Source organism: Cupriavidus sp. GW821-FHT02F09 (genome assembly GCF_059421605.1).
On the sequence record NZ_JBWKVH010000063.1, the window covers coordinates 1 to 26,064 of the forward strand.

26 protein-coding genes and 9 pseudogenes are annotated in these 26,064 nt (G+C 61.2%); 17 read left to right on the forward strand and 18 right to left on the reverse strand.

Annotated features, from left to right (window positions below; all coding sequences use genetic code 11):
• Positions 1–182 (forward strand): annotated as a pseudogene (locus AC07XB_RS36150) (hypothetical protein); the annotation flags it as partial.
• A gap of 139 nt (positions 183–321) precedes the next feature.
• Here the strand turns inward: AC07XB_RS36150 and AC07XB_RS36155 are convergent.
• The 3 genes and pseudogenes from AC07XB_RS36155 to istA form a co-directional block, all read right to left on the reverse strand.
• On the reverse strand, positions 322–531 hold the full coding sequence (locus tag AC07XB_RS36155; protein WP_492832375.1) for a hypothetical protein: 210 nt from the start codon (positions 529–531) through the stop codon (positions 322–324).
• 830 nt (positions 532–1,361) lie between these two features.
• A pseudogene (locus AC07XB_RS36160) lies at positions 1,362–2,096 on the reverse strand (ATP-binding protein).
• Between the two features lie 6 nt (positions 2,097–2,102).
• Positions 2,103–3,611, reverse strand: a pseudogene (istA, locus tag AC07XB_RS36165) (IS21 family transposase).
• A 367-nt stretch (positions 3,612–3,978) separates the two neighbouring features.
• Here istA and AC07XB_RS36170 point away from each other — a divergent pair.
• Positions 3,979–4,488: a DUF1993 domain-containing protein gene (locus AC07XB_RS36170; RefSeq protein WP_492832377.1), complete on the forward strand. Its 510-nt coding sequence runs from the start codon at positions 3,979–3,981 to the stop codon at positions 4,486–4,488.
• Between the two features lie 447 nt (positions 4,489–4,935).
• Here AC07XB_RS36170 and AC07XB_RS36175 read toward each other — a convergent pair.
• The 3 pseudogenes from AC07XB_RS36175 to AC07XB_RS36185 form a co-directional block, all read right to left on the reverse strand.
• Positions 4,936–5,070, reverse strand: a pseudogene (locus tag AC07XB_RS36175) (PDDEXK nuclease domain-containing protein); the annotation flags it as partial.
• Between the two features lie 492 nt (positions 5,071–5,562).
• Positions 5,563–5,661 (reverse strand): annotated as a pseudogene (locus AC07XB_RS36180) (type IV pili methyl-accepting chemotaxis transducer N-terminal domain-containing protein); the annotation flags it as partial.
• 143 nt (positions 5,662–5,804) lie between these two features.
• Positions 5,805–6,095: pseudogene (locus AC07XB_RS36185) on the reverse strand (Tn3 family transposase); the annotation flags it as partial.
• Between AC07XB_RS36185 and AC07XB_RS36190 the strand changes: the two are divergent.
• Positions 6,087–6,207: pseudogene (locus tag AC07XB_RS36190) on the forward strand (Tn3 family transposase); the annotation flags it as partial. The pseudogenes AC07XB_RS36185 and AC07XB_RS36190 overlap by 9 nt on opposite strands.
• 135 nt (positions 6,208–6,342) lie before the next feature.
• Positions 6,343–6,549, forward strand: a complete 207-nt coding sequence (locus tag AC07XB_RS36195; RefSeq protein ID WP_492832379.1) for an alpha/beta hydrolase — start codon at positions 6,343–6,345, stop codon at positions 6,547–6,549.
• A gap of 486 nt (positions 6,550–7,035) precedes the next feature.
• On the opposite strand, the gene AC07XB_RS36200 is transcribed toward AC07XB_RS36195, so the two are convergent.
• The 3 genes from AC07XB_RS36200 to AC07XB_RS36210 form a co-directional block, all read right to left on the reverse strand.
• The gene (locus tag AC07XB_RS36200) at positions 7,036–8,112 is read right to left on the reverse strand and encodes a LacI family DNA-binding transcriptional regulator (RefSeq protein WP_492832381.1); all 1,077 of its coding nucleotides are present in this window, start codon (positions 8,110–8,112) and stop codon (positions 7,036–7,038) included.
• Between the two features lie 85 nt (positions 8,113–8,197).
• Positions 8,198–8,974 (reverse strand): SDR family NAD(P)-dependent oxidoreductase, encoded by a 777-nt coding sequence (locus tag AC07XB_RS36205; RefSeq protein ID WP_492832383.1) that lies wholly within the window; start codon positions 8,972–8,974, stop codon positions 8,198–8,200.
• The gene (locus AC07XB_RS36210) at positions 8,971–9,510 is read right to left on the reverse strand and encodes a VOC family protein (protein ID WP_492832385.1); all 540 of its coding nucleotides are present in this window, start codon (positions 9,508–9,510) and stop codon (positions 8,971–8,973) included. The genes AC07XB_RS36205 and AC07XB_RS36210 overlap by 4 nt, the downstream gene beginning before the upstream one ends.
• A gap of 203 nt (positions 9,511–9,713) precedes the next feature.
• Here AC07XB_RS36210 and AC07XB_RS36215 point away from each other — a divergent pair, with 203 nt between their 5' ends.
• The 10 genes from AC07XB_RS36215 to AC07XB_RS36260 all read left to right on the forward strand — a co-directional run bounded on the left by AC07XB_RS36215 (position 9,714) and on the right by AC07XB_RS36260 (position 16,349).
• Entirely contained in the window at positions 9,714–10,673 is a 960-nt protein-coding gene (locus AC07XB_RS36215) for a Bug family tripartite tricarboxylate transporter substrate binding protein (RefSeq protein ID WP_492832387.1), read from the forward strand.
• Positions 10,674–10,740: 67 nt separating this feature from the next.
• The gene (locus tag AC07XB_RS36220) at positions 10,741–11,175 is read left to right on the forward strand and encodes an ester cyclase (RefSeq protein ID WP_492832389.1); all 435 of its coding nucleotides are present in this window, start codon (positions 10,741–10,743) and stop codon (positions 11,173–11,175) included.
• A gap of 11 nt (positions 11,176–11,186) precedes the next feature.
• A complete protein-coding gene (locus AC07XB_RS36225) occupies positions 11,187–12,002 on the forward strand; it encodes an SDR family NAD(P)-dependent oxidoreductase (RefSeq protein ID WP_492832391.1) in 816 nt (271 codons plus the stop codon).
• Positions 12,003–12,095: 93 nt separating this feature from the next.
• Entirely contained in the window at positions 12,096–12,602 is a 507-nt protein-coding gene (locus AC07XB_RS36230; protein WP_492832393.1) for a 2,4'-dihydroxyacetophenone dioxygenase family protein, read from the forward strand.
• Positions 12,603–12,691: 89 nt separating this feature from the next.
• Positions 12,692–13,678, forward strand: a complete 987-nt coding sequence (locus AC07XB_RS36235) for a Bug family tripartite tricarboxylate transporter substrate binding protein (RefSeq protein WP_492832395.1) — start codon at positions 12,692–12,694, stop codon at positions 13,676–13,678.
• A gap of 55 nt (positions 13,679–13,733) precedes the next feature.
• Positions 13,734–14,633: an MBL fold metallo-hydrolase gene (locus AC07XB_RS36240; protein ID WP_492832397.1), complete on the forward strand. Its 900-nt coding sequence runs from the start codon at positions 13,734–13,736 to the stop codon at positions 14,631–14,633.
• Between the two features lie 139 nt (positions 14,634–14,772).
• On the forward strand, positions 14,773–15,126 hold the full coding sequence (gene ligD / locus AC07XB_RS36245) for a non-homologous end-joining DNA ligase LigD (RefSeq protein WP_493688181.1): 354 nt from the start codon (positions 14,773–14,775) through the stop codon (positions 15,124–15,126).
• An 18-nt stretch (positions 15,127–15,144) separates the two neighbouring features.
• Complete coding sequence (locus tag AC07XB_RS36250) at positions 15,145–15,390, forward strand: hypothetical protein (protein WP_492832401.1); 246 nt, start codon at positions 15,145–15,147, stop codon at positions 15,388–15,390.
• Positions 15,391–15,561: 171 nt separating this feature from the next.
• Positions 15,562–15,822 (forward strand): enoyl-CoA hydratase-related protein, encoded by a 261-nt coding sequence (locus AC07XB_RS36255; RefSeq protein ID WP_492832403.1) that lies wholly within the window; start codon positions 15,562–15,564, stop codon positions 15,820–15,822.
• 194 nt (positions 15,823–16,016) lie between these two features.
• The gene (locus AC07XB_RS36260; RefSeq protein ID WP_492832426.1) at positions 16,017–16,349 is read left to right on the forward strand and encodes a tripartite tricarboxylate transporter substrate-binding protein; all 333 of its coding nucleotides are present in this window, start codon (positions 16,017–16,019) and stop codon (positions 16,347–16,349) included.
• Here AC07XB_RS36260 and AC07XB_RS36265 read toward each other — a convergent pair.
• A pseudogene (locus AC07XB_RS36265) lies at positions 16,340–16,501 on the reverse strand (DUF3131 domain-containing protein); the annotation flags it as partial. The gene AC07XB_RS36260 and the pseudogene AC07XB_RS36265 sit on opposite strands and share 10 nt — an antisense overlap.
• Positions 16,502–16,530: 29 nt before the next feature.
• On the opposite strand from AC07XB_RS36265, the gene AC07XB_RS36270 reads away from it, so the two are divergent.
• The 3 genes from AC07XB_RS36270 (at position 16,531) to AC07XB_RS36280 (ending at position 20,565) form a co-directional block, all read left to right on the forward strand.
• Positions 16,531–17,136, forward strand: a complete 606-nt coding sequence (locus AC07XB_RS36270; protein WP_492832428.1) for a glycogen/starch/alpha-glucan phosphorylase — start codon at positions 16,531–16,533, stop codon at positions 17,134–17,136.
• Positions 17,137–19,002: 1,866 nt separating this feature from the next.
• Complete coding sequence (locus AC07XB_RS36275; RefSeq protein WP_492832405.1) at positions 19,003–19,572, forward strand: inclusion body family protein; 570 nt, start codon at positions 19,003–19,005, stop codon at positions 19,570–19,572.
• A 609-nt stretch (positions 19,573–20,181) separates the two neighbouring features.
• The gene (locus AC07XB_RS36280) at positions 20,182–20,565 is read left to right on the forward strand and encodes a nuclear transport factor 2 family protein (protein WP_492832407.1); all 384 of its coding nucleotides are present in this window, start codon (positions 20,182–20,184) and stop codon (positions 20,563–20,565) included.
• A gap of 113 nt (positions 20,566–20,678) precedes the next feature.
• Here the strand turns inward: AC07XB_RS36280 and AC07XB_RS36285 are convergent, their stop codons facing one another.
• The 8 genes and pseudogenes from AC07XB_RS36285 to AC07XB_RS36320 form a co-directional block, all read right to left on the reverse strand.
• Positions 20,679–21,788, reverse strand: a complete 1,110-nt coding sequence (locus tag AC07XB_RS36285; protein WP_492832409.1) for an RHS repeat domain-containing protein — start codon at positions 21,786–21,788, stop codon at positions 20,679–20,681.
• Between the two features lie 8 nt (positions 21,789–21,796).
• A complete protein-coding gene (locus AC07XB_RS36290) occupies positions 21,797–22,741 on the reverse strand; it encodes a hypothetical protein (RefSeq protein WP_492832411.1) in 945 nt (314 codons plus the stop codon).
• Positions 22,738–23,058, reverse strand: a complete 321-nt coding sequence (locus AC07XB_RS36295) for a hypothetical protein (RefSeq protein WP_492815082.1) — start codon at positions 23,056–23,058, stop codon at positions 22,738–22,740. The genes AC07XB_RS36290 and AC07XB_RS36295 overlap by 4 nt, the downstream gene beginning before the upstream one ends.
• Before the next feature lie 9 nt (positions 23,059–23,067).
• Positions 23,068–23,739 (reverse strand): hypothetical protein, encoded by a 672-nt coding sequence (locus tag AC07XB_RS36300; protein WP_492815084.1) that lies wholly within the window; start codon positions 23,737–23,739, stop codon positions 23,068–23,070.
• 27 nt (positions 23,740–23,766) lie between these two features.
• The gene (locus AC07XB_RS36305; RefSeq protein WP_492832413.1) at positions 23,767–24,537 is read right to left on the reverse strand and encodes a hypothetical protein; all 771 of its coding nucleotides are present in this window, start codon (positions 24,535–24,537) and stop codon (positions 23,767–23,769) included.
• 323 nt (positions 24,538–24,860) lie between these two features.
• A complete protein-coding gene (locus AC07XB_RS36310) occupies positions 24,861–25,229 on the reverse strand; it encodes a hypothetical protein (RefSeq protein WP_492832430.1) in 369 nt (122 codons plus the stop codon).
• Positions 25,230–25,347: 118 nt separating this feature from the next.
• A pseudogene (locus tag AC07XB_RS36315) lies at positions 25,348–25,590 on the reverse strand (hypothetical protein); the annotation flags it as partial.
• A complete protein-coding gene (locus AC07XB_RS36320; RefSeq protein WP_492832415.1) occupies positions 25,535–25,894 on the reverse strand; it encodes a hypothetical protein in 360 nt (119 codons plus the stop codon). The gene AC07XB_RS36320 and the pseudogene AC07XB_RS36315, both read right to left, overlap by 56 nt.
• Positions 25,895–26,064 lie beyond the last annotated feature (170 nt).

The following is a 26,064-nucleotide window of genomic DNA, read 5'->3' on the forward strand; positions in this document are numbered from 1 at the left end:
TGCGAGGTCTGCATCCCGACTGGCCGACGAAATTAGAGCGGATCGAGGCTGGCTATCTGCAGCGTCATTTCGAGAATGATGATGTGCGCAAGGACGGCAGTATCGCGCACTTCATGGGGGCGGCACGCTTGGCCGGCGCCGCCTCCAGGTCGAAGCCGAGCGCGGCGCCACATGCGCCGTAATTCGCGAGGCCGGTGATCTGGATAAGGCCTCGGCCCATGAAGCGCTTGCCGTCCCCGGGCTGGCTGTTGCCGAGCTCCAAACGGCTTCTGGCTGCGGCCGGTTTTGTCCGCCGCCGGCCGCTGCGCCGACAGGTCGCGCTCATAGCGCATCTGAGTTGGGCGTTGGGCCCCGGAGCTCGCGCGTGAGCGAGAAGCCCAGCGACTCGTGGCCGGCTTGCGCGATCCACGCGGCCACGCGCGCCGGCACGAGGATGCCGAACTCGAACAGCGCCGGCCCGACATGCGGCCACCAGCGCGCGGCAAGTGCGGGCGACAGGCCTGCGGCGGCCTGGAAGATTTGAAGATCCATGCGGACTCCGAAATAGAAAAAGCCCGCGCGCGGCGGGCTGTGGTTGTACTTCGATTGCTGCCCATCGGGGCAGCTCGTTAACCGCTTATGCATGGGGATTTGCTAGGGGGGTGGAGAGCAACTCAAGGCCGGACTCAAACGGTCCCCCGACATTGGGGGATCAGAGAAGGCGGACCGGCCGTACACTGATTCCAACGTGTGCACTGCACCATGAGGTCGCTATGAGCATCTCCCTGCTGGGCTTTCTCGTCTTCGAAGCGCTATGGTTCCTTCCATTCCGGAAGGTTTTCCGGACGGCTCGCTTCGAGTCAGGTTATGAGTATTTGGCCCTGATACCGGTTGTTGGGCCTCTGGTCTGCATCTGGGTTCTCGCATTTAGGCCTTGGCCGCTGAAATCGAGACTGGTCCGTACATGGACACCCTAAATGAAAGAGCCGCTCGGGGGGTGGCCATGAGCAGTAGCAGGTCACTGCCGATCTACCAATCCCTTCGCGAGAAGGAATTGCGCCTCGTTCGCCACCACTGTTACCGTTCGGCCACACCTGTCCCTCCGCTGGGATGGTGTAATTTCCCACTCCCGCCCAGCACTACGCGGTGCTAGGTGGGCCTTTTTTGGGTGGGTCATCAACAGGATTCGCCGAGCGCCAGGCTGATCCCTCCCAGGCGCCTGGCTTTTCCGTGGCCGGCCGCTTTAGCCAGTCCGCCGCCATACCCTTCGACTAGCGGCTGGATCCGCAGCACGGTGCGCACGCCCGCTTTCCGTCAATAATTGCGAGGAAAAGCCGCCTCCGAGCTGCTGGTGGACTATGCGGCTACAAGTATCGTCATGCTCACACCCGATACGGCGTGCCAAGCGCCGCAATCCGGTACGCCGACAGCTCACCCGGATCATCGAGAACAATGCAATAGGCGCCGTGGCGTAGGCGGTCGAGCGTAGCGGCACCCATTCACTGAAGTCCAGATTACTGGTCAGGATCGTGGCCGCTCGCTCATACCGATCGGCGATGAGGTCATGGAAGTCCTCATCCTGCGGCGAGCGCGGTGGTTTGAGCGCAAAGTCATCGACGATCAGGACCGGCACACCGGCACGCTGTTTCAGTTTGCGCTCGGAGGTGCCCATAGCACGCGCCACTTGCAGACCGCTCAATAGCTTGGTTTGCGTGACGAAGACGACATCACGCCCCTGCCGGGCAGCACAATGCCCGAGCGCCTGTGCCAGATGCGACCTCCCCGTGCCGGTTGGTCCTGCAATCAGGATCGCGACCTTCTTGTCAATGTAGCGGCCAGTCGCGAGGTCATGGATGTGGGTGCGATTCAGGTTCGGCAGGCGGTCGAAGTCGTAGATCTCGAGCGTCTCGCCCATGGCGAAGCCTGCCCGGGCCAGACGGACGCCGAGCTTCTTCTGGTCGCGTCGGGCGACTTTATCCTGCAGCAGCATGGCGAGGAACTCGGTGTAAGCGCGCTGGCACGTCGATGGCCTGCCGGTTGCGCTGTTCGAGGGAGTCGAGCACGCCGGACAGGCGTAACTGTTTGAGGGTCGTGTTCAGTTCGGGGCTGGGATTCATGGACGTTTAATGGATCAGCAGAGATTGACGATTGCGACCGAAGCGACCGCCGTTGACGTAGGCGTCGGTGAGCGGTTGCGGAGACTGCGGCGTGGGCTGGCTCTCCAAGCCTTTGTCCAGAATCGTCTTGACGGTTCGCCACCCGGGGCTGGCGCCATTGCGCGCTCACATGCCGCCTCGAGCCTCGTGTCGCCGACCTTGCTCCGCAGCCGCACGATGCCCTGCGCTCCCCGCAGGTCGACGAGTACCTGATCGTTGAACAGCGCCAGAATCAGCGCAAGGCAGGACGGGCCGATCCCTTTGACCTGGGACAGACACCGCTGCGGATCGTGCTCCAGCGCAGGCCTGCGCCGCTGGCGGTTGATGATCGCGAACCGTCGAACGCGTACCGGCTTTGCGCAGCCGGGGATGGGTAGCAACGAGTTCGTGCTGATGGAACAGTTGCACGACCGTATCGGTCGCCCTCAGCCACCGTGACTTGCCAACCAGGGCGAACGGCACCGAGTTCAGCGCCTTGTGATATTGGATATGGGCGTCACGATGGGCTGTGACCGTGGCCTACGTGGCAAGCACCGGCGGCACATCGGGTAACGCAGCCAGCAGCGTGCTCGATGGCGAAGCGCGTCAGCGGTTGTTCGTGTGTCGTACCATGTTTGCGGACGCTGGCTTCCTGCATAAGCCACTCGCGCAACTGTCGGTTGGCGTCCGGCAGATCACGAAACGCGCGCAGCGGTACGAAGGATTTCTTGACTTGACGCCCGATTCAACGACTCCCTTCTTTTGCGGGTCGTGCGGCGGACAGGCATCGATCCTAAATCCGTATCCTTCGGCGAGGCCTGCGTAGGAGGGCTGAACCTCAGGATCATACGTGCGGGCCCTGACCATCGCGCACTTCGCGTTGTCGATGATGATCCGTGCGGGGCAGCCGCCGAACCACTCAAAGGCACGCCGGTGACAGGCCCGCCACGTCTCGACGGTCTGGTCGAACACGAGCTCGACGTACTGATGCCGTGACCAGCATGGCGTCATGACGAAGAACCACGTTTTGAGCGTGTGACCTGATTCGTGGATCAGTGCAGGGCCGGCGCCGAAGTCGACTTGCGCCGCGTCGGCGGGCGGGAAGTCCAGAATCGTTGTCGCGGTAACCCCGCGTTTGACACTCAGCTGTTGCAGGAAGCGGCGCACCGTCGAATAGCTACCGGTGTAGCCGCGGTTGCGTTTCAACGCGCTGTGAATCGTCATCCCCTGGACATCGGCCTGGGACCAGCCGGTGATCTGCTCGTGAAAGGGCTCGGGCGTCGACACGCAGGTGCTGGGCAGGTGCGGCGTGCGACCGAACTGTCCGGCGATCACTGTGTCTCCCGGCAGTGGCTGCGCTGGGTCGAGCCAGCCGAGGTCCTGCGCAACACGCCTGACGGCGGTGAGCTTCTTGCGGCCCATCAGACCGAGGCGCGCAATGTCGCGATCGGAATCGCCTCGTCGCATACGGACAAGGACTTGGCGGTACTCAAACAAATTCGAACCTCCGGTTGGTCATGGGCGCTCCGCTCACAAAAGAGCGAAGCGTACCCAGTTGGGAAAGTTCGACCCGCGTTCTGCTACACCACGCAGGTGGCGCCTATGCGCCAGTCATCAAATGGCCCCTATACGGAGATCCGTGACACGTTTAGATCTCCGCACGACAGGCGGCCCGCCTGTGCGCGTACTAGCGCCACCGCCACATTGCTGCAGCCCGCTCCGGTGGGACCGCAGCGCAGGCGGGAATAAACCACCCTTGCCGAGCGTTCTCCCTCTCGGCAATCAGGAGGTGTGGCGAGTCGACACAAGTAGGGCCCGTCGGTTCCTGTCTATAATTGAGTCACATTCAACTAAAGGACGTTCCATGGCCATTTCCCTGTACGCCACCTCTGTTCCGCTCTTCAAGCAAATGCTGAGCAGCGTTAGCGCTATTCTGGCCAAGACGGAGGAGCATGCTGTTGCGAAGAACATCGATCCAAGCGCAATACTGCAAGCCCGCCTGTTTCCTGATATGTTGCCCTTGATCCGCCAAGTGCAGATTGCCGCCGATTTCGCCAGGGGCGTGTCTGCACGTCTTGCTGGTGTGGAAGTTCCCAAGTACGAGGATACCGAACAGACGTTCGCGGAGTTGCAAGCGCTTATCAGCAAAACCCTGGCTTTCATCGAAGGCTTCACGTCGGCACAGATCGATGGCAACGAGGAGCGCCAAATCGTTACGCGCCCGGGCACGCCAAAGGAGAAGAAATTCACTGGCCAGTCGTACCTGCTGAGTTACGGGCTTCCCCAGTTCTACTTCCATGTCACCACCACGTACGCGATCCTGCGCCATAACGGTGTGGAAATTGGCAAGCGTGACTATATGGGTACGTACTGAGCCCCCCCTTCTTTCGGGAAGAACTGCGGTTCGCTATAACTTTGCGTGGTTGTTGCTTTCCCAAGGCGCCGCACAAACACATCAAGCATCGCGTGCCCATCGTCGCGGAGTACCACCGCGGTCCGCGCGCGTCCGGCAGGCCGGGACGGTCGATGATCACGCGGATCTTGTCGCCGAGGTCGTGCGAGAACTGCGCCAGCACCTCAGTCGTGGGCGTGCCCATGCTGGACCAAGGTTGCGGGCTGGCGCGGGGCGAGCGGATACTAAAAGCTAAGCACAACTGTGCAGTAACTTGCTGCACATTTTCCCACTCGTTAAAACGAGCCGGCTTCTCCTCGCCGGGACAATGACCCTTGTCTGTCAGACATCACAACGTTTCGCTTAGCCCCTCGCGGTCGAACGTACCCCCGGCTCCCGCCCCAATCGAGCAATCGGTCCTTCAGTTTCCTACTCATCTGAGGCAAGCTCGGCTTCGATCTTTGCGATCGACGGGAGATCCGCCGTCACGGGCGGCGGAATCTCACGTAGCAACTGGTATTCGGCGACGCCCATCGGTTTCGCCATGCCACGCAACGCGTACTGGGGTGATCGTACCTTTTGTGTGAAATCTGGCGGTCCCGCCCCCAAAGCAATTGCGAATCAAGGAGTTGCAATATCTCTGATCGTGTGAAAGGCGGGAACGGCCTGACCCTTGCTGCAGGCGGCTCTCCGGTTCGGCATTGTGGCTGGTCGATCTCCCGCAGTGCGCGGCGCTCGGTAGCGCTGGCCAGTTCCTGCGCGATGGATACCAGATCGCGGATACGCTCCAACTCCGTCGAGAATTGGGTACGCAACTCCTGCAACTGACGCTCGAGCACCTAGAGCTGGGGGTCCGCGACGCGCGTGCGCGGCCAAGTTGGCCTGGCCTTCGGCATCCAGTTCACCGCGTCGTTCTTATTACTTCTGGCGCCTGATGGGCGATATGATCCGCGTGGACCTGCGGCTGTCGCTGCGGAAAAGCTGTGCGCCTGGCAGGCATTGCAAGCGTGGCGGCCTGTGGAGCCGCGTCTCGCATAGCTCGTTCACGCTCCCACGTTACTTGGGCATCCCTTCATGCATGCAGGTGACGTCATCCATCACCTGAAGAATACGCTCGCTGGTCGTGGCGATGTTTCTCAACTGTTCCGCGCGACTGGGGGTAGCTTTGATTTCGGTGCAATTTGCGACGGTTCGCAAGCCCAGCATCAGCGCGGACGTGTCCTCGTAAGCTATTGATTAATAGAGAATTTCTGTTTGGCCATCGATCAACCGCAAACGGCATCATTGCGAGTTCGATTTCAGCCCGCGGCGCTTGTTTTGGGGGCAGTTTGTGACGGCAGTAGTTGTCCGACGTAGCGCTCGACTGGGACGCGGAAGACGCCCCGTAGATTGATGCCCTCTAGCCGTGTCGGGGCGATTCGCCCGAACGACTCGGGTGGCACGGGCTGCCGTCGGTTCACTTGCCGATCGAGCACAGTCTGCATCTGACCGGTATTCCACGCCATCACGATGTGAGCCAGCAAGCTTAGTGCGTCGACGACGGCCTGCATCTCGTCGGCGCGCCTAGCCTGCGTGGGTGCGTGCGCACCGCATTCCGTGCCGACTACTTCGTCAATGCCGGGTTCCGGCGTGAGCTGTTACACGTGCTTAATCGCAGCGAGGCGGTCAACTCGCTAAAAGCGGGCAATCTATACAGGCCGAGCGCATGCGCAAGGGCCGGCCGGCCGCCACTGCCAGCCGGCCGAGCGTGATGGAGATGGAGGCGCCTTCGGTCAGGCCGATCACTGCATGGGCTAGCAGGTCATCGATTGTCACCTTGCGCAGGCCAGCGAGCGCATGCGCGTGGTGCAGAGCGGCACGCGCGACCTATTCCTGTCGAACGCTGTACGCCTGCACCGCGCGCTGCGCCGCGCCGGTGTTCCCCGCGAGCTGCACATCTTCGAAGCCATGCCTCACGGCGGTTTCATGGGCGCGCCGGAAGACCGAGAGCTGCGCGCGGAAGTGGCCCGCTTCGTTCGCGCCCATCTGCCGAGCGGGCGCTGAGCCTGCGGCGGGCGTTTCGGGCCAATGCCGCAAGGCCCGCGCCTGTTGGCTGCAAGCCGCCAGCGAGCTGGCCCATCAGCGCGGCCCGCGCAGGATGGATGTACCCATTAACTTTGAGATTCCAATCCACTAGCTTCGTCTCAAAACCCACCAACTGCGAGACGTGAAAACCGATCATGGAGTGCTGCATGCACATCGGCACGTCCAGTGCGTTCACCCTGCTGTGGTCGATGCCAGGCGGCATCCTGACGGGACTAAGTGCGGCCGCGCGCATCGCGTCATCAGTACCGTGGGCGGCACAATGGCGGCGTCGTGGCACCCGCCGCCGTCGGCGCAATCAAGGCCGTGACGGCCGGTTTCACGCGGAGTCTCTACCTGCTTGGTTCGGCGCCGATGCTTGCGGCTGTCATCCTGATCACCTGCTTCCGGCCACGCAGTGCCCATACGATCGAGCCAAGCCTTGCCGAAACGCACCGACGGGCCAGGTCAGGTGCTGCCCGGCACAGGCGGGGGCGCACAGGATTCGCGCATGACAACATGTGTGGCCAGCCTGATCTCCTGCCCAACCGAGGGCTGGGCGCCGGCCTCGACCGGCATTCCGCCAATCGCCTGCAGCAACATTTCGGCCGCTGCCGTACCCACCGTCTCCAGGTCCCAACTCAGCGCGGTAATGGCAGGCGAATACAGTTGCGGAAGATCGCTATCGCCTACGCAGATCAGGCTGACATCCTGCGGTACACGATATCCGGTCTGCTTCATCGCCTGCAGCACGCCTGACAGTATGCGCGTGCCAAGACAGATGAATGCGGTTGGACGAGACTTTGCCGACAGCATCGCCAAGGCGTCGCTGAAAGATAGGTCCATGGCCGAGCGGCTCGACCTCACCAGCGTGTCATCCACGGCGAGCCCGCGTTCCTCCAGTGCGGCACGGTATCCGTTGATACGCTCGCGGCCGGGCCGAAGCGCGCTATCCGACGTCATCAGGGCAATGCGCGCATGGCCGAGGTCAAGCAGATATCGCGTGACGTCGAGCGCGCCGCGAAAGTGATCGACATGAACGCCGGTGCCGCCTACCCCAAAATCGCGGTCCATCGCCACGACGGGAAGATCCCGGCCGATCTGGTCGAGGTAGTCGGGCCGCTCGGCTTCGCACGGGCCCAGGATCAACCCGTCGACGCGGCGACGCCTAAACAAATCGACCATCAGGTCTTCCTGCGCCCTGCTGTTATGCGTATTGCCGACTACCATCGCGTAGCCTTCGCGCTGCAGCCGGGTCTCCACCGCGGTGATAATTCGGGCGTAGAGCGGGTTAGCCAAGTCGGATACGAGCAGCCCGACCACGCCCGAGGTGCCTGTGCGCATGCTTTGCGCGATCGGGTCGGGCGCATAGGCCAGCGCCTTGGCGGCGCGCTCCACCGCATGGACCGCCGCCTCGCTCACCGGCCCGCTACGGTTTAGTGCACGCGATGCAGTGCCCACCGACACACCGGCTGCGCGTGCGACGTCACGGATAGTGACGCGGGCTGGCCTCACGGAGGGATTGGTACGCGTTGTGTTACTCATGGCTGATGTTGGCTGGTTTGACGAAAGCCGCAGCGTGGAATGCGGACCCTATGGCCCGCAATTATCGCCCAACTGTGTCGCCCCACTAGTAAACAGCGCGCCCGCCACTGATGTCGAAGACCGCACCAGTACTGAAGCTGCAACGCGCCGAACACAGCCACGCAGCCATCTCCGCAACCTCGTCGACCCTGACAAAACGCTTCATCGGAACGCGCTCGAGCAGCCGCGCCTGCAATTGTGCGCGTTGACTCTCGTCGTGGATGCCAAAGATATCGGTGTCCGCCGCACTGGGCGTGATGCAATTCACCAGCACGCCCGTCGACGCCAACTCCTTGCCAAGGCTCTTCGTCATCGAAATCAGTGCTGCTTTCGAGGCCGCATAAGCGCCCGCAAACGGGTTGCCCTCCTTGCCGGCGATCGATGCAACGTTGACGACGCGGCCCCAGCCGTTCGCCGACATGGCCGGCACGATCGCCTGCGCGCAATGGAGGGCGCCGAAGACGTTGACGTCGAACACGCGCTTCCACTCGTCGGGCGAAGCTTCGACGGTCGGACCGCTACGGCCGAGGATCGCGGCATTGTTTACTAGCGCCGTCGGTGAGCCGAGCGCGGCAACGGATTGCGCCAGGGCGCGATCAACCTGTTCGCGATCGGTGATGTCGACTGCCACTGGCAGCACGTTCGCTCCTTGCCTGCGCAAGGAGCCGGCCACCGCGTCCAGCGCTGCCTCATCCCGGTCCCAAAGTGCAACCGCGTAGCCGTCCGAAGCCAGGCGCTCGCAGATCGCAAGGCCGATGCCGCGTGCAGCACCCGTTACCATGGCAATCCGCCGATCTGGCTCTTGTCCCACAGCGGTGCTCATCGCGTCCCCCCGATGCGTCGGATCGGCTCAGAGCCATCCCAGCATTGCGCAGCTTCGGCAATCGTCGCGAAGTACTCTCCCTTTCCGCCTGACATCTCTGATATTTCAACGATGTTGCCCGGCAGGTCAGGATGCACGAAATAGGCGAAGCGGCCACGCGTGCCCATGCGGCCCCCATGCCCTTCCACATAGCCGCGTGCCTGCAACTGCTGCGCAAAGCGATCGAACGCGTCGCCGGTCCAATAGGCGATGTGCTGGACGCCCTCCGCGCCGTGCTTCAGCGAATCGAGGTACAGAGATGGCACGTCATTTCGCTGCTCGATCAGCTCAATCTGCACGCCGCCAGAGTTGGCGAGGGCAATCGACAGATCCGGCAGTGCCGACGCCTGTCCGTAATAGCGGAACTCGGTGGTGCCAACCGCTTCCTTATAGAACCACGGACCGACGCCAAGCACCTCGCTCCAGTGCTGCATCGCCTTTTCGATGTCGCGTACCACGTAGCCGATCTGGCGTACGCCTCCGAACAGCAAACTCATTCTGCCTCCTTTGTCGCCAAATAGAAACGTTTCCATAAAGTCGAGTTTAACGTCACTTGGCTAGGTGACCTCATAGCGTTAACCATGATTGATCACGTATCGTTTCTCCATAATACTTATTTGGAAACGTTTCCACAAACAGTGGAACACGAGGATCGTCAAGACGCCCGACCTCCAGAACGGGTGCCCCCACGGAGACTTACATGAAGAAGATTCTCGCCGCCCTGCTCGCTGTCGCAGCAGGGGCCGCCACGGCTGCCGATACCGGCAACTATCCGGATCGGCCCATCCGGATGCTGTTGCCCTTCTCCGCAGGTGGCGGCGGCGACATCCTCGGCCGCTTCCTCGCGGAGCGCTTTGCCGCGCAGCTCAAGCAACCGGTGGTCGTCGAAAACAAGCCCGGCGCCGCGGGCACCATCGGCACCCACGCCGTGGCCACCGCCACGCCCGATGGCTACACGATCATGATTGGCGGCATGTCCACCCACCCACTGGCACCGGCCACCTACGCCAAACTGCCCTACGATCCCGTGCGCGACTTTCAGAGCCTTGGCACGATCGGCAGTTCGTCGATCGTCATGGTGGCGGCAAACCAGTATCCGGCCAACAACCTCAAGGACCTGATTGCCATGGCGCGCAAGCAAGCCGCGCCGATCCTGTACGCGAGCTGGGGCACGGGGTCCACCGGACATTTTTGCGGCGAAGTCCTGAGCCAGAAGGCCGGCATTCCACTCCAGCACGTGCCCTACAAGGGTACCTCCCAGATCATTACCGACCTGCTCGGCAACCACATCTCCGTGGCCTTCGTCGACATGGTGACCGCTACGCCTTTCGTCAAGGAAGGCAAGATCAAGGCGCTGGCCGTCTGCACCAAACGCTCGCCCAGCCTGCCGCAAGTGGCCAGCTACAAGGAGCAAGGCGTCGACTTCGACCGGGAGCTGAACTGGGCCATGTACGTGCCCGCCAAGACCCCGAAACCGATCGTGGACAAACTGTCTTCGGTACTGGAGAACACGCTGAAGCAGCCGGAAGTCGTCAACAAGCTGCTTTCGCTCGGCATCACGGCCAAATACGTAACCGGCGCCGAGCAGCAGGTGACAAATGCCCGCGACATTCCGATGTGGAAATCCATTGCGAGACAGGCGCACATCACGCTCGACTGACGCGCGTCAACGCACGCGCTCCATCCCAGATCCCATTCTTTTAGCAAATCACCACAGGAGTTCCTTTATGTCGTCCACGCTCAACGAAGCACGCATCCAGACCGTGCGAAATCACATGGCCCTGGAATGCACCCACGATTGGGATGCCGTCATCAACACCTTCGCGCACCCGCGTTACGAGATGCACGGCAGCGGCGCCACATTCGACGGCGAAGCAGAGGTGCGCGGCTATTTTGATTCGTCTCGGATCCCTTTTCCGGATCTGAAGAACGAAATCATCGCCATTGCGGCCGCGGACGATACGGTACTGGTTGAGTTCTGGCTCCAGGGGACCCATTTGGGGCCGCTCGCCGTCAATGGAAAGGTGTTCGAGCCGACCGGTGGCACGTTCCGTGTGCGCATAGCCGCGACGTTCGAGTTCGCGCCCGGCTCCGACAAGATCATCTGCGAGCGCCCCTATTCTGCCCCTGACGCAAAACTGCGGGCTCTGGGTCTTCTGTAATGGAGATACCCATGCGGAATGTCGAACTTTCAACGCTGCGCGGTAGCGGCCGACTGGCTGGCAACGTGGCCATCGTGGTAGGCGCGGGTTCCAGCGGAGCGGACGTGAGCAACGGCTCTGCCGCAGCACGTCTGTACGCCCGCGAAGGGGCACGGGTGCTCTGCGTCGATCGCGATATGCAGGCAGCCCAGCGGACTGTCGACGAGATTCGAGAATGCGGCGGCGAAGCGCTGCCGTTCGAGGCGGACGTCTGCAGCAAGAGCGAGCTCGCGGCAATGGCTCGCTATTGCGATGAGCAGTATGGCAGCGTCCATGTCCTGCACAACAACGTCGGCATCGAAATCGTGTCCGAACTCGAGGACATTCGCGAGGAGGACTGGGACCGCGTCTTCGCAGTGAATCTCAAGGGCGTCATGCTGGCGTGCCAACAGGTCATCCCGCGCATGGTGCGCCAGGGCGGTGGGTCGATCATCAATATCTCGTCGATCGCCAGCCGCAAATGGAGCCCGATGCCGTTCCTTGCCTACAACACCTCCAAAGCGGGCCTGAACCACATGACACGCGTGCTGGCACGACGCTACGCCGAGCACCACGTTCGATCGAACGTGATCGTGCCTGGACTGATCGACACGCCGCATGCGGCGCACCTCACCGTCGGCGACGACGCCGCAGTGCAGGCCGCAAGAGCCGCGCGGAATCGACGCTGCCCGATGGGTCACCAAGGCACCGCGTGGGATGTTGCCTACGCCGCGCTGTTCCTGGCCAGCGATGAATCCCGCTACGTGACCGGCACCGAAATCGTGGTCGACGGCGGACTGGGTCTCTAGCCCGGTTCGGTTCGACCCAGCAAAGAACGCACCAACCTCAGCGACAAGCAGCTTTCGCCATAGCTGCAGTCCAATGGCCCCTGGAGATCCGACGTGGCATTGCCCAACGCTTTTACCCATCAAGACCGCCTTCTGACGGTCAATATCAACGAATCTGCCGAATTCCCCGGCTCCGAGTCGGGTTCGACCATCATTCCGCTCTTTCTCGACCGCGAGAACGGTGTCTGGGTGCTATACGGCAAGTTCGAACCCGGCACCACGCTGCCGCCCCACTTCCACACCGGCACGGTCCACTTCTTCACGACGAAGGGAGAATGGAACTACGTCGAGTATCCCGGCGATCCGCAAACCGCTGGCAGCTATCTCTACGAACCGGGAGGGTCCATCCACACGTTCTCGGTGCCGGCGGACGCCACCGAAGCTGCTGAAGGATTCATGGTCGTCTACGGCGCGAACGTGATCTTCAATGACGGCGAATACCAGAGCGTGCGCGATGCCGGCGCGATCGAGGATGGCATTCTCAAGGCCGCCGAGGCGCTCGGCCTGCCGCGGCCGCGCTATATCCGGCCGCAGGGCGGCGCGGCGTTCTCGCGCGACTGACAGCCCGGCGCAATGCCCGTCACCACCAGGCTCACACGCGCAAAAACGCATGCTTGGGTAATAAAAGACAGATGACAGGAGGAGACACCATGGATCAGCAAAGGCGATTGTTTGTGCAGGGTTCTGCCGCTGCAGCATTATCGGGTTGGCTATGCCTTGCGAACGCCGCCAGCCCCTGGCGCGCCAGCAAGCCCATCCAGTTGATCGTGCCAGGTCAAGCTGGCGGAATGTCCGACATCCTGGCGCGCGTTTTTAGCGCGACGGCCGGCAATGAGCTTGGCGAACGAATCATCGTAGACAACCGCCCCGGGGCTTCCGGCGTCATCGGGTCGTACCTGCTGTCGAACGCCTTGCCAGATGGGCAGACCTTGCTGACGGCCAGCAGCGATACCCACACGATTTATCCGAATTTTTTCAATAATCCGAAGTTCGTGCCGGAGCGGCACGTGCCTATCGCAACGCTCGCTTTCGTGCCGTTTGCGCTGGCCGCTAGCCGGAACGTCCCCGTCGGGAATCTGCGCGAGTTCGTCGCACTGGCCAGGAGGAAGACGCTCAGCTATTCAACATGGGGCATCGGGACCACCGGGCATGCAGCAATGCTGGCGTTCATGAGGGCTGCCGGCATATCCGACATGCTTCACGTGCCGTTCACCGGGAGTGCTCCGGCAATCCAGGCGCTAATGGCCGGACAGGTGGACGCGATGATGGGGGCGATTCCGCTGATCTCCACGAATCGGGCCCAGCTCAAGCCTCTGGGGGTGATGTCGGATCAGCCGTCGGCTGCGCTGACCGGCGTCCCTACGCTGGCGCAGGCGGGGCTCGGCGGCGAAGGGGGCGGCAAGGGATTCTGGGTCGGCCTGATGGCGCCGCCCAACACCCCCCCGAACATCGTGGAGGCGATCTCGCGCGAGACAGCAAAGGTCATGATGCAGCACGACGTGAAGAACAAGCTGGCAGGCATGGGTGCCCTATCCGAATCGCTAGGGCCGGCCGACTTCAGCAAGCTGATCGCCTCGGAATCTGGGCGCTGGGCGAAGATTGCCCGTGAATCAGGCGTCGTGCGACAGAACGTCTAGCAATGCCGAAATCGCGGACGGCCTGATTCGCGTACCAATCGTAAAGGGAGGGCTAATGAAGCAGCTTCGCCTTGGTGAAATAACCATCGATCGGGTAGTGGAGATGGAGCAGTTCTGGGCTGATGCATCCTGGCTCTATCCGGGTATCAGCCAGGATATTGTCGCCAGACACAAGAGTGCTCTCGGGCCAAAGCTGGTTCATCCCGAGACGTCCCAGCTCTGCATCAGCTTCCATAGTTACCTGATACGCTCGAAAGGGAAGAACATCCTTGTGGATACCTGTAACGGCAACCACAAGGACCGGCCTCGGGCGCCATGGCAGCACATGCTTAGGTCCCGCGAGTACCTGGCGAATCTCGCGGCAGTCGGCTTGCGCCCCGAAGACATCGATCTGGTGCTATGCAGCCATCTGCATACTGACCACGTCGGCTGGAATACCCAACTCGTGAGCGGCAAATGGGTCCCAACCTTCCCGAACGCCAGATATCTGTTCTCCAGGCGGGAATTTGATCATTTCATGACGTTGCATACAAGCAAGCCGGCGTTGCCCGTCAGCCAGGGATCCTTCGCCGATAGCGTCCTGCCGATTGTCGAATCCGGTATGGCCGATCTTCTCGACATGAATCATTTCGTCGACGGAGATCTAAGCCATGGCATATGGATTGAAGACGCAAGTGGTCACACGCCCGGGCATGTCTCAATTCATGTCAAAGGCGGGGACTGTGAGGCAATCATGACCGGGGACGTGTTTCACCACCCTATTGTCTTCAACGAACCGAGCCTGGTGAATACCGGGGACTGGCGCCCGGACCTGGCGATGCGCACTCGCCAACGGCTTATGGCACGTTGTGCCGATTCGCCGGTGACGCTTTTGTCGATGCATTTTCCCGCACCAACTGCCGGAAAGCTTATTTCGAGCGCCGCAGGGTTTCAATTCCAATTTTCCCACGAATGATGCGAGAGGTTTTGTCGCAGTAAGCATCCGGTAGAATGTGCCGGTGTCGAATTCAGCACGTGTGGGCAACTGTCATGAACCCCGAAGTTGCAAGGGTGTTGAAGCGTCTGCACTTGCGCCCAAACTGCCGTGGCTCACGGTGAAGAAGTTCTCGCAAGATGTCGTTCTTCATATCGCCCAGACCATTCCGCAGCGCTTCGTTTCCAAGAGCGGGTCGCGCAATCGCGTGGGTAAGATCCACATCGACTACCTACGCAACGGCCAAGGTGCGACGACGGTGTCCGCATTCTCTGCCCGGGCGCGACCAGGTCTCCGGGTTTCGATGCCGGCATCCTGCGAGGAACTGGAGGAACTGACAGCGGGCGATCATTGGACGATCCAGACCGCCCTGCAGCGCGTGGAAGCCGCCGGCTACGTCGATCCGTGGGCGGAGTACGCCGATACTAGAAAGGTGCAACAAATTGGTACGGCCATCCGCAAGCTGGCTGGCTAGTCGATTGGAGGATTTGTCATGGCAACCCTTGAGGCGTTTCCTACCGCGGAGCGCGAAGCTTTTACCAATGCCTGTCGTCGACACGGGTTCATCGCCGCCGACTTTAGCGTCTGCGACATGACCGGGAAACAGGATCGCCTGGTCAGCGTGCTGAGACCAGAGACAGGCACTCTGATGCACTATGCAGCAGGGTCTCGTGATTCTTGGTCGACCAAATTCGAGCACGACTTGGCCGCCCGGGTCTTCGGAGACGCCCCCGAGTAAAACCTCGACGCTGCCCCCTCGGCGAAGTGCTCGTTATCGTGCCCTACCACCCGGCTGCACACCGCCTCTTACCGACCCTTCTGCGACGTCCAACGCGATAGTTCGAAGGGCTGTTCAGGCCGAGATCCTGTCATCCGAACCCGGCTTAGTGGAGGTCCGGAGAGCGAAACGATGTTGCGGCTGGGATTCCTGACGGAGATCGTACCGGCGGCGGATCTGGCTGCTCGCATGGAACAACTGACCAGCCAGCTTGCCGGCATGGCCCCGATAGCACTCCTCGGCATGAAGAAACACCTGAATGCCATTTCCCGAGGAGTACTGGAAGCTGCCACGCTTTCGCGAGATATGCAACGCTCGGAGACCTCGGAAGACCTCCTGGAAGGCGCGACGGCCTGGAGGGAAAGACGCCAACCGATGTTCAAAGGAAAGTAGTGAAACAGCAATGGAGGAGACATGCCCATGAATAGAACCACGACCCATCTGGCTTTATCAGGGTTCTCGCTGACGGCGGGAGCTGCAACTCAGACGGACTACCCGACCAAGCCAATACGCATCGTGATCGGCTTCCCCGCGGGTGGGGGGGCGACAATACGGCGCGGCTGTACGGCGACGCATTGAGCAAGGAGTTGGGCCAGCCGGTCATCGTCGACAACAAGCCTGGCGCGGGCACGACGATCGCGGCCGCAGCCGTAGCCAAGGCCCCTGCCGATGGCTACACGCTCTACATCGCCACGGCCAGCGTGATGGGCTGTGACAAGGTTTTCTACAAGGACATCAAGTACGAGGCGTCCGATTTCGGACCGATTACGCGGCTGGTGACCGCCCCGATCGTACCCGGGGTCAACAAGGGCACTGGGATCAAGAGCGTTTCGGATCTCGTCGCGAGGGCCAGGCGCCCGTCCCGCTGGCGAACCTGGCTCGTGCCGGCGAGACGCGTAACGAGCAGGCCGCCGTCGTGATCGATCATTTCGCAGAGGTTCCAGCGCAGCACGGCCTTGTCGAGGTACTCGGCGTACTCAGGGTAGTGCTCGCCGACGAGCTTCAGCCACACCAGCAGCCGGCCCGCGTCCAGCGCGGAACTGCCGGTCGCGCCGGATTGGCCCGTCCACATGCAGGAGAACGCCCTCGGCGGCCGATCGCATCAACAGTGACCCGCGCGTAGGCGATCGGCTCAAGGTTGCCTTCCTGCCCGACTACCGGGTTTCACTGGCCGAGCGCATCATCCCGGCGGCAGACCTGTCCGAGCAGGTTTCGACCGCAGGTACCGAGGCGTCGGGCACGGGGAACATGAAGCTAGCCTTGAACGGTGCCCTGACGATCGGCACACTCGATGGCGCCAACATCGAGATCCGCGATGCGGTCGGCGTCGAGAATTTCTATGCGTTCGGCCTGACCGCGGAGGAGATCGACCGTGCGCGGAGAATCGGTTCGTATCAGCCGATCACTCTCTACCAGCACGACAAGGACATCAAGCGGGTCCTGGACTCCCTGCTATCAGGGCGATTTGATTCCCAGAAGGACCGGTTCAAGCCTATCTTCGACAACCTGACGATCAACGGGGACTACTATTGCCATCTTGCCGACTTCCGTAGCTACGAGGAAACACAGGCACGCATTGCCAACGACTTCAAAGAAACCTCTCGCTGGATGTCGAGCGTCGTCATGAATATCGCAAATCTTGGCGGCTTCTCAAGTGATCACACGATCGCCAGATATGCTGAAGACATCTGGGGCATCGTCGCATAATCCGCCCTGCAGTGACCCCATACTTTGTGCCGCAGGGCCAGGCGGTCGGCCGGCGGTCTGGTGCGGGCACGCATACGGGGGCGACTGGCACGGTGGTCTCCGGCCAGTCAGACGCCGGCGTCACGAGCCGCCTTGGTGTACGCGTACGCGACAGCCTGTGGCCACAAGACAATCCCCTGCCGATCTTCCTCTCGGAAGACGCCGATGCCCGGCCGCAGGCCGATCGCCAGCGCAGTGCGGCCCTCAGCGGACCGCCGCGCCAATCTGCCAATCGCAGGGGTCTGGTGTTATCGCTCAAGCCTAGCGGTATTCCCGATCGCCGAGATGAGCTTGGGAAGGCTGATGAGCTTGGTCAGCTCAAGGACCTGCGACCGAATCGCCACCGCGATCAAATAAGCGTCGGCGCATAATCGATCCCGCAGCCGTGTTGGAAACATAACGGTGGATCACAGTTAGCATCAATTTTTGCTACCGCCCCACGTGGCGCAGACATCCTGACTCGAGTGTCCAGCGAGCAGTTGGCGCTCGCCGAATGTATTTCGGGGGAGCCGGGGGCTCATATTGTCCGCCTCGGACTCAATCATCGTGAGCGCTGCGCGCACGATCCCAGGGCCGCGGCGGGCAAACACGCCGGCGACGGCGTCAACCCGGCGCCTTCGATTTGTTCTTGCAGCGCTTGCCTGGCATCCGCTCGTAGGGGTGGCGCCGGCAGCGCCGTCGGCATCATGATGGCACTGCCCTACCTCGGGGAGTGTCTCATGCGACACCTATCCTTCGGGGTGACGGGATGGTGCGACTTTCACATATGAAAGTTATGAGTCGATACTCTCGAAAATGCGCCTATTACATCATATACGAGGGGCGCGTAAGTTGGGGGTATCCATACTTCTACGCAAAATCTGGCGGTGATTGCCCAGTGGGCCCCTTGCCCACAGGCCCACTTCTTACCGGTCGGGACCCTGGCTGGAGAGTTGCGGGTTCATGGAAAGCTTCCTCTATTCTGAGTGGCCGTCCCGGATTGCTTGGCGCCCTTCCCGACGATGTAAATTGCCAATTCGGGCGCCTTTCTGCTGCCGACAATCCGCACCGAATATGTCGAGCAATGAAGACCCGGGCGGCGTCGGCGGGCCGCGACGCCGCCCATTGCCGCGCCGTCGCCAACGCAGCTTCCCGTCTTACCGGAGCGCGCCTCAATGCGATGCGGCTGGAACTAAAAAGACCTGGGCCGTTTGACTAGCTGAGAAGCAATATCCCGAATTTCCATTTTGCCAAAGCTGGGCCGATTGACCCCCTGGCGTTGATCGCAACGCGCAACCATCGTGTACGACCCGATCGCAGAAAACCTCGACCGCCTCGTCGCAAGCCTCATCCATATGCTGCCGACAGGGCTCGCTGAGGCCTATCTTTGACGGATTACCCCTCCTATATAGGGGATTCGAAAAAATAATAACTCGTGCGCGTTATGAAATAGCGCCTCAATGCTCAATAGTTACGTCTGATATAAGCCTGACGAATTCGCAATAAGGCATGCGCTGACCTAGTCTCCACATCGTGAATAAACAAAACGCCGCGCTCCAGTGTCCAGTATTTGCCGCCCGAATACCGATAATCAGCAAAGACGATGAATCATACCCGTACATCAGATTTAACTTGAAAAGGCGAGGTATGTTTTTAATAAAATAGAAGACGATTTTAGTTTTTATATGGTCAATGAAGGTTGCCCTAAGATTTTAATTGTGGCGATGAGAATTTTTTCATGAGTTTTATGGCAATGATGATGTATTGATTTTTGACAAGATTTATTGTGAAATTCACCGGGATTGCCGAAAACCGGAAAAAGAGTAGGCGCGAAGCGAGGAGACCATCATGGCAGAAGCTAATGCACCCGTCAAAGGCAAGGCAGCCGTAGATTCAACCCAAAGCATCACTATCAATGTGATGACAACGATGAATGTCGAAGCCATCATTGCTGCTAATGGCTCATTGAGTCAGAACCCAACGAGTCCCACATCGATCGGGCATGGGAACATCTACATGGTTTCCGACGACCCCCGCGGCTGGAGCACAGGGGGAGACCCTGGCAACATTTCGCTCAACGCCCACGTCAACGATACTCTGTCATTTTACTGCAGCAGTACTTCCGGAAATTCGGACAGCGCGGCTTTTATCTACAGCTTATCGGGTGGTGGTTCGGTTCTCAATAACCCGGTGGTTAACGTCATCACCCTTCAAGGGGCCGCTCAACCGACGTCGCCTAACGGCTATCCTTTCAAATTTGTTCCGGAGAGCTTCTCCAGGTGCGCTACTCTAGTAGCCAGCAAAGGCACGGCGCAGAACTTCTGGGCTTGCGCCGCACTGTTCACTGTAGATGACGATAACGAAAACCAAGTATTGGCTGGATACGTTACCTGGGACCCGACCGTGGTTGTGGCTTGATTATTTGACGGATTTTTTGACAGTTGATGCTGGGGCTGGAGATCTCATTTATTTTCCAGTCCAGTCAAGCCGCTCCATCCTCGCGCTCTTTACCACTATCAGCGTGAGGGTGGCGATCAATCTACCCGGGATAAGCGTCAACAAGATTTATGGGCAGCATGTCGATGAGGCTTGCGACGAGGCGGTCGAAACTTGGCGGACTGGGGCGCGGGCAAGCACCGCCATGCGGTTGACGACGCCAATTCAACCTTGAGCATAGCCGTGCATCCGTGCACCACCTTCGCTTGCGCCGTAAGCTAAGAACGCCCGAGCCTTTCCGGAAAGGCGAATATGGGCACCACGGATGCGCCCTTGGGAACACCAGCGTCATTCTTGATAACACCCGGCGCGGCATCATCGCGATTGACGCCATTCTTCGCGGCTGGGCCAGCACAGCCGGCGACGTACCGTTCACGAAACAGTAGGTGTAGATCACATTGCGAGTCGCCCGCAGTCAAACCCAGACGTCAAACCCGGCACCACGGTCCTTGAATGGGAGACCATTGCGCTCTAAGTTGGAGACACCCGGCCCTGCGATCGCAGGGCCGGAGTGTGCAACCGGAGACAATAATGACAACCCCGATTTCTGTCGTGAAAACAGCCTATGAGGCGTATGGCCGCGGCGACGTCAATGCCATCCTCGATCTGGTGGCCGACCAGGTCGACTGGAAGATGGTAGGGCCACCGCAGATTCCCTACACCGGGCAACGCACCAACAAGGCCGAAGTCGCCAGCTTCTTCGCACAGCTCGCCCAGGCGGACGACACGGAAATTTTCGAGCCGCGAGAGTTTATCGAGGCAGGCGAGCATGTGGTTGTACTCGGCTTCTTACGGGGAACCGCGCGTCCTGAAGGTAAGTTGGTTGAAACCGAATGGCTGCACGTCTTCACGGTCGTCGACGGCAAGATTCGGCGCTGGAAGGGCTTCGCCGATACGTCGATCCGCTTTCTATAAGGTAAGACCGGCAATTTTCTACCCGTCGGATTCCCAGGCTTTGTCAACTTGGCAATATCGAGACAAGGTAGCGGGGAGCGTGCCCACTGCTCAGGAGGAGGCGGACTCCGGCTTCAGTGCAACCGGTAGTCGATCTCCTGCGTCTGATCGCCCTGGGTCAGCGTGACATGCGTGATCGAGATGCCGGGGTTGTCAGGATCCTTACGGTATTCGAAGGTTGCGACCGGGCGGTTGCGCGGGGCTGACAACGTCACCCGGCTTTTGTTGTCGTAGACCATCCGGCTCCTGGAATGATCGATATAGACGATGGCCGTCATGTTGTCGCGTTCGTCATATTCGAAGCCATACGCGTTCCCATTGGGATTGGCCTCGCGCACGAGCCGTCCTCTCGCGTCGTACTGGAACCGGATCGTCGCGCCCTTTTCATCCTGAATGGAAGTCACCAATCCCGTGGCGGGATCCCTCGTGGCCGTCAGAGCGCCGCCCGCCCGGCTCTCTACGCGGGTGCACGTGCCGCTGAGGGTGTAGATTTCACGGGCGATGCCGCAGCCTTCCGGGTAAGTGCGCACTAGGTTGTCGCCTTGGCGCACGATCCGGCTCTTCTCGCGGCAGGCATCGCCCTGAAACGTGCTCTTGGCAACGAACACCGCGCCGTCGGGAATCGCCGACTCCATCGATGGGTAGGGCGGATCAAGCAGCGCGCTCTCGCTGAACGGCTTCAGTTCGCCTCGCTTCACCGCTTCCTTATAAAGATCCGTTTTGATAATTTCCCTGCGCCGGGCGACCTGGTTGAATTGGAACCTGTATTCCAGCTGGATATCCCGGCGCCGCTTCTCCATCTCCTCGCTGCGCTCGCTGCCAGACCCGCCCGGCTGCACGGCATATTGCGTGGTCGCGCCTACACCGTTCTCCTTCAGGGCGAGGGCGAGATCACCATACTCAACAAGCGTGATCCGGCTGTCCATCACTGTCGACCAGCCTAGGCCGTAGGCGCTCTGATAATCGGAGAAAGAGTTATAGACGCGATGGAAGGGTTCGCCTGCGGGATCGTCCGCGTCCCTCAGCGTGCTGAAGGTGGTGGAGTAATTGCCGTTGCGCACATTCACGCCGTTGACGACGTAAAAGCTGCCCGCAGGCACGTCGATCACGCGCGGTGCCTGGGCCTGCGCGGTGCCGAGCAACGCGAGGGACAGGTAGCCAAGAAGAAGAGAAGGTCTGAGCATGGTCGGATTCATCCGTTAGCAGTTGAAAAATCGGATCGGGCTGGGGCCCGCAATGGATGCGAGCACAAGGTGAGCAACAGTAAGGGCCACTCCAGCCATGCATGGAAGCCCGCCGCCACTCCATACAACTGGCGTGCGCCGCCAAAGCGCTGCATGAAATAGATGGCCATGCCAGCGGTCGGCAGCAAAGTGCAGACACACAGCCAATATGGCACGGGTGCATGGCCGCTGCGTTGCCCCTCGGCGCTGGGCAACACCTTCAGCACGTAGTAGTAGTGCAGACACTGCGCCAGCACCGCCGCGCTGAGCAACGCTGCGCGCAGCACGCCGCCAGCAGCGCCGGAAAGGTCGGGTACTTGCCCATCCAGCCAGCTCAGACCCAACCCGGTCAATGGCGCTGGCCACCAACCTGCGGCCCCCAGTGCGACCAGCCCTAGCGGCAGTATGAAAACCAGGCCCGCCATCAGGGCCTGCGGGCGGTAGCGCGGGTCGTCACGGGCCATGTCCCAGGCAAAGGCCACGGGCGTGAAGTTGTGCAGGAGCGCCAGCGCCAGCAGCACGTCACCAAGGCGCCCCCATTCCAGCGTCACCCACACCGCGCCAGAAGCCAGCAGCGCCACCAGCCGCACCGCCCAGCCCACCCTCTTGGGCACGGCGGCCACCACCAGCATCAACGCCGCCAGGGCCAGCAAGTCCAGCACCTGCTGGGCCTCCGGCGATACCGCGCCAGCCCAAGCCAAGGCCCGCAGCGCCGCGTGCATCAGCAGCGCCAGCATCAACACCCTCCACCATGCCGCAGGCCAGCGGGCGAAATAGCGGCTGCGCAGAAAGCCCAACTCCCAGATCACGTGGGGCAGCCCGAACACCGCCAGCGCGCACACATACAGCGGCCCCGGCGCCAGTGCCGCCAACACGATGGCCAGTACCACGAAGCCGCCCAGCGAGCGGCTCACCACAGCAACCACCCCACCGCGAAAGACGCCAGATTGGCCACCGCCGACGCCCTCAGCGCCGGCCTCCATGCCCCTGTAACACCCAGCCGCAGCACCCAGCCTTCCACCAGCACCACGCCCAATTCGATCGACCACAGTCCCTGTGTGTAGTCGTGCGGCGACAAGTAGCTAACCGCCCGCCATGCCACCGGGTGGCTCAGCCCCGTGGCCAGCAGACCGAATAGGCTCGCGCGCCCCACGCCCCAGCGCCACAGGAAAGCCAGCAACAGCGGCAATTCCACCAGCCAGGACAGCACCATCGCCTGCCATTGCGACACGCTACCCCCTTACTGCCACAGCTTGTCCAGCCAGCTGGCCGGACTGAACTGGCGTTCAAACGTTGGCGGCGACCCGCAGGTCATGACCTGCCGCAGGGCCTCCCGAGAACCCATGTAATAGAAGCGCTCGCTCTGCCACTTATTTGCGCAAGTGCCCGGATATTGCTCCGGCTTTCCGTCCACCCGCATCTCCACGGCGCAGACATCCCCGACGGCCCTGCCTTTGCAGAAACGGTCGGTGAGCGGCTGCGCCGGAGGCTTGCAGCCAAAGGGCAGCACGGGCGCGGGTTCGGAGGGATCGTTGCGCTGCACCCAGTCGATGTAGGGCTTGCACAACGCCGGGCTGGCCACGAAACCGCCGGACGGAACGTCGCTGTCGATCTCCACGCGTGTGGTGCGGATGCAGGATCGCTCAATTTCGCCTCGGTCGTTGACCGACGACCGGCACACGCCCGTCCCGCCGCCTTGCAGCGCGTTGCCCGGCAGTTCGCAGGCTGCATCCAACCTCTTGCCACGGCAGAACTGGTCTGTCTGATCGTAGGTTTTCGGGTTGTCCCGCAATCGCGCCCACGCATCCCGGATGTGGGGCGGCGTCACGTCGGCATGCGCCGTGGCGAACGCCAGCACGCCCCACGCCAGAATCAACACACGCCCACGCCCCATGCTCAATGTTTTCTGCATCCTCATCACCTTGCAACCAGGCTCTACTCAGCATGCCGGCACGGGCCGCGCATTCACCTTAAAGCGATAGGTCTTGCGGGCGGCGAACAGGCCCGCTGGCACAGACTGGAGCTCGATCACCCCACTGCTCACCGATCTCCCGGCTTCCAAGAACAACCCAACTCTAGGGCCGTCGCCATACGGCATGGCCAATTGTTCCACGCGGATTAACGAGAAGGCGGTCTCATCGCCCGAAGTCATGCGCCATCCGTCGCCCACCTGGCCAGGCAGGCTCAGCCACAAGGTATTATTGTTGGCATCGACGGCAAAACTCGGCTCGCCGCCACTGCCGGCAACCTCCAGCCGCAGGGGCCCGCCCACAGGCTCCTCGTGCGGATAGATCATGCCTATCACCACGGCATAGGTCTTGCCGGAAGGCGTGTTCAGGCGCAATTCGGCTTTGCCGTAGCTGGCGGCGTGCACATAGATCCACCGCTGTTCGAACGCCCCTCCTGCCGCCGGATAACCCAAGCGCTCAACCGTCTCCCGATTCAGCACCTCCAGCGGAAGGCTCATGCCTTGTCGGATTACTCGGACGCTGGCGACTGTACCCTCGGGGGCCAGATAGGCATAAACCGCCCCTACGGGCATACGTTGCTCCAGAGGAGTTGGCTGGGCACCCGGTTCAGCCAGCGGCGGCTGAATGCGCGGCACCGGGCGCTCGACCACTCGGCTCGGGTCGACACAGGCCACGGCGCTGATTTGCCCCAGGATCAACAATCCGGCAATGGGCCATTGGATTCGATGACGGAAGATCATTGGCGTCTTATCCCACTTTTCCTCTTACTTTGAGGTGCCGGTACTGGCCTTTGTAGGCGTTGTGGTGTCCTGAAGTTTCCCGCCATTCCTCACATACTCCTGCTTTCTGGCCTCGCCCTCTTTTCTTGCCTGTTCCGAGGCTTTTTCAACATTCTGGCATCCCTTCTCGCTAAATGAACCAAAGCATCCCTGAGCATAAGCCCCTGTTGCGCCCAGCGCAAAAATACGTACCCGTCGATGCGGGAGTGACGATAGTTCATATGCTTTAGCGTGTCTGAAAGCGTCTGCGCGCCTCCCTTGATGCCTGTTCGAGCCTCTGCTCGCTAATTGCCGCGGCGCCACCATGCGCGTCGCATCGATCGAATCGAAATATGCAAGGCCTGCCTGTCCTGAAGGCACTCGCCGAATTTGACATAGGTTCGGCATGCGAAGTCAATGCCGTCATAGTTGTGGTGCCCGCCGTCGTCCACGAACGCGAGGTAACGACCGTAGAGATCGACAACTATCGCACCGCTGGGCAAGCCAATCCGCATCCGATACTCGTGACGCTCGGCGCCGGCAACGTCCAGGAGGCAATCGCCATTTCCATCCGTGACGCGAAGCGAGACGGCGGTCGAACCGGACTGACGCCACGGAAACCAGTACCCTAACCATTGCTGCCATTGGCGCCATCGGGTCGCGTCGTTGGGCAATGCAACTCTCTTGTACCTCTCGATAGCGCCTCGGAACCGCACTTGGCACGCACACGCATCCATTCTTGTTCGGGCCCCACATCCATAAACTGCCGTCGACCCGCATCGCCGAAAGCGTGCGTCCTGCCGCGATCTGTGCGAACCCGGCATCGATCTTCACGGGCTGCGCTCCGGCTGTCGTCGTACCGTCGCCAAGCTGTCCGTCGCGATTCTCACCGCAAGCCCACTGCCCGCCGTCCGCCTTCAATGCCAGCGTGTCAGGTTGTTTCAATTCGGGACAACTGCGCCTGCCCGGTCGATCTGAGTCATCGAGAGGCTGGCGGCGACGTTGCTGCCTTACCGGCCGCGGCCGCTCGTGCATGGGCCTCCGCCTCTGCCTGCATCGCGGCCCCGCGTCGCGCAGCCTCGCTTGCGGGGTCCGGACGGACGTACTGGTTGTTCACCATCGCGTAACAGTCGATATTTTTTTTACGGGCGTTCTGCCAACACGAGTCGCTGTCCCGTCCCGCGTGCTTTTTGAGGCAGACCTTTAGCGAGGCCCGCGCCATCTCGTCGCATCGTTGAAATTCGTCCGACGTCGGCGACGACATCACAGCCGTGCTGGCAAGCAGTGCGCCACCGCACAGCGAGGCACCAATCGCTCGTCGCCATTCGGGTCGTTTCATGACCTCGCTCCACGAGAATACCGAAGTTTGTACCGTCGCGCACAGAAGGCTACCTTCGGTTTGCATATCGCTCGAACATCGGTCAGCATAGCTACGGACTCTCTTGTCCCTGCGACGGTGAGTCGCCATCCAAATCCAACCCCGCCATTTGGTCAGCATCGTTCAGCCGG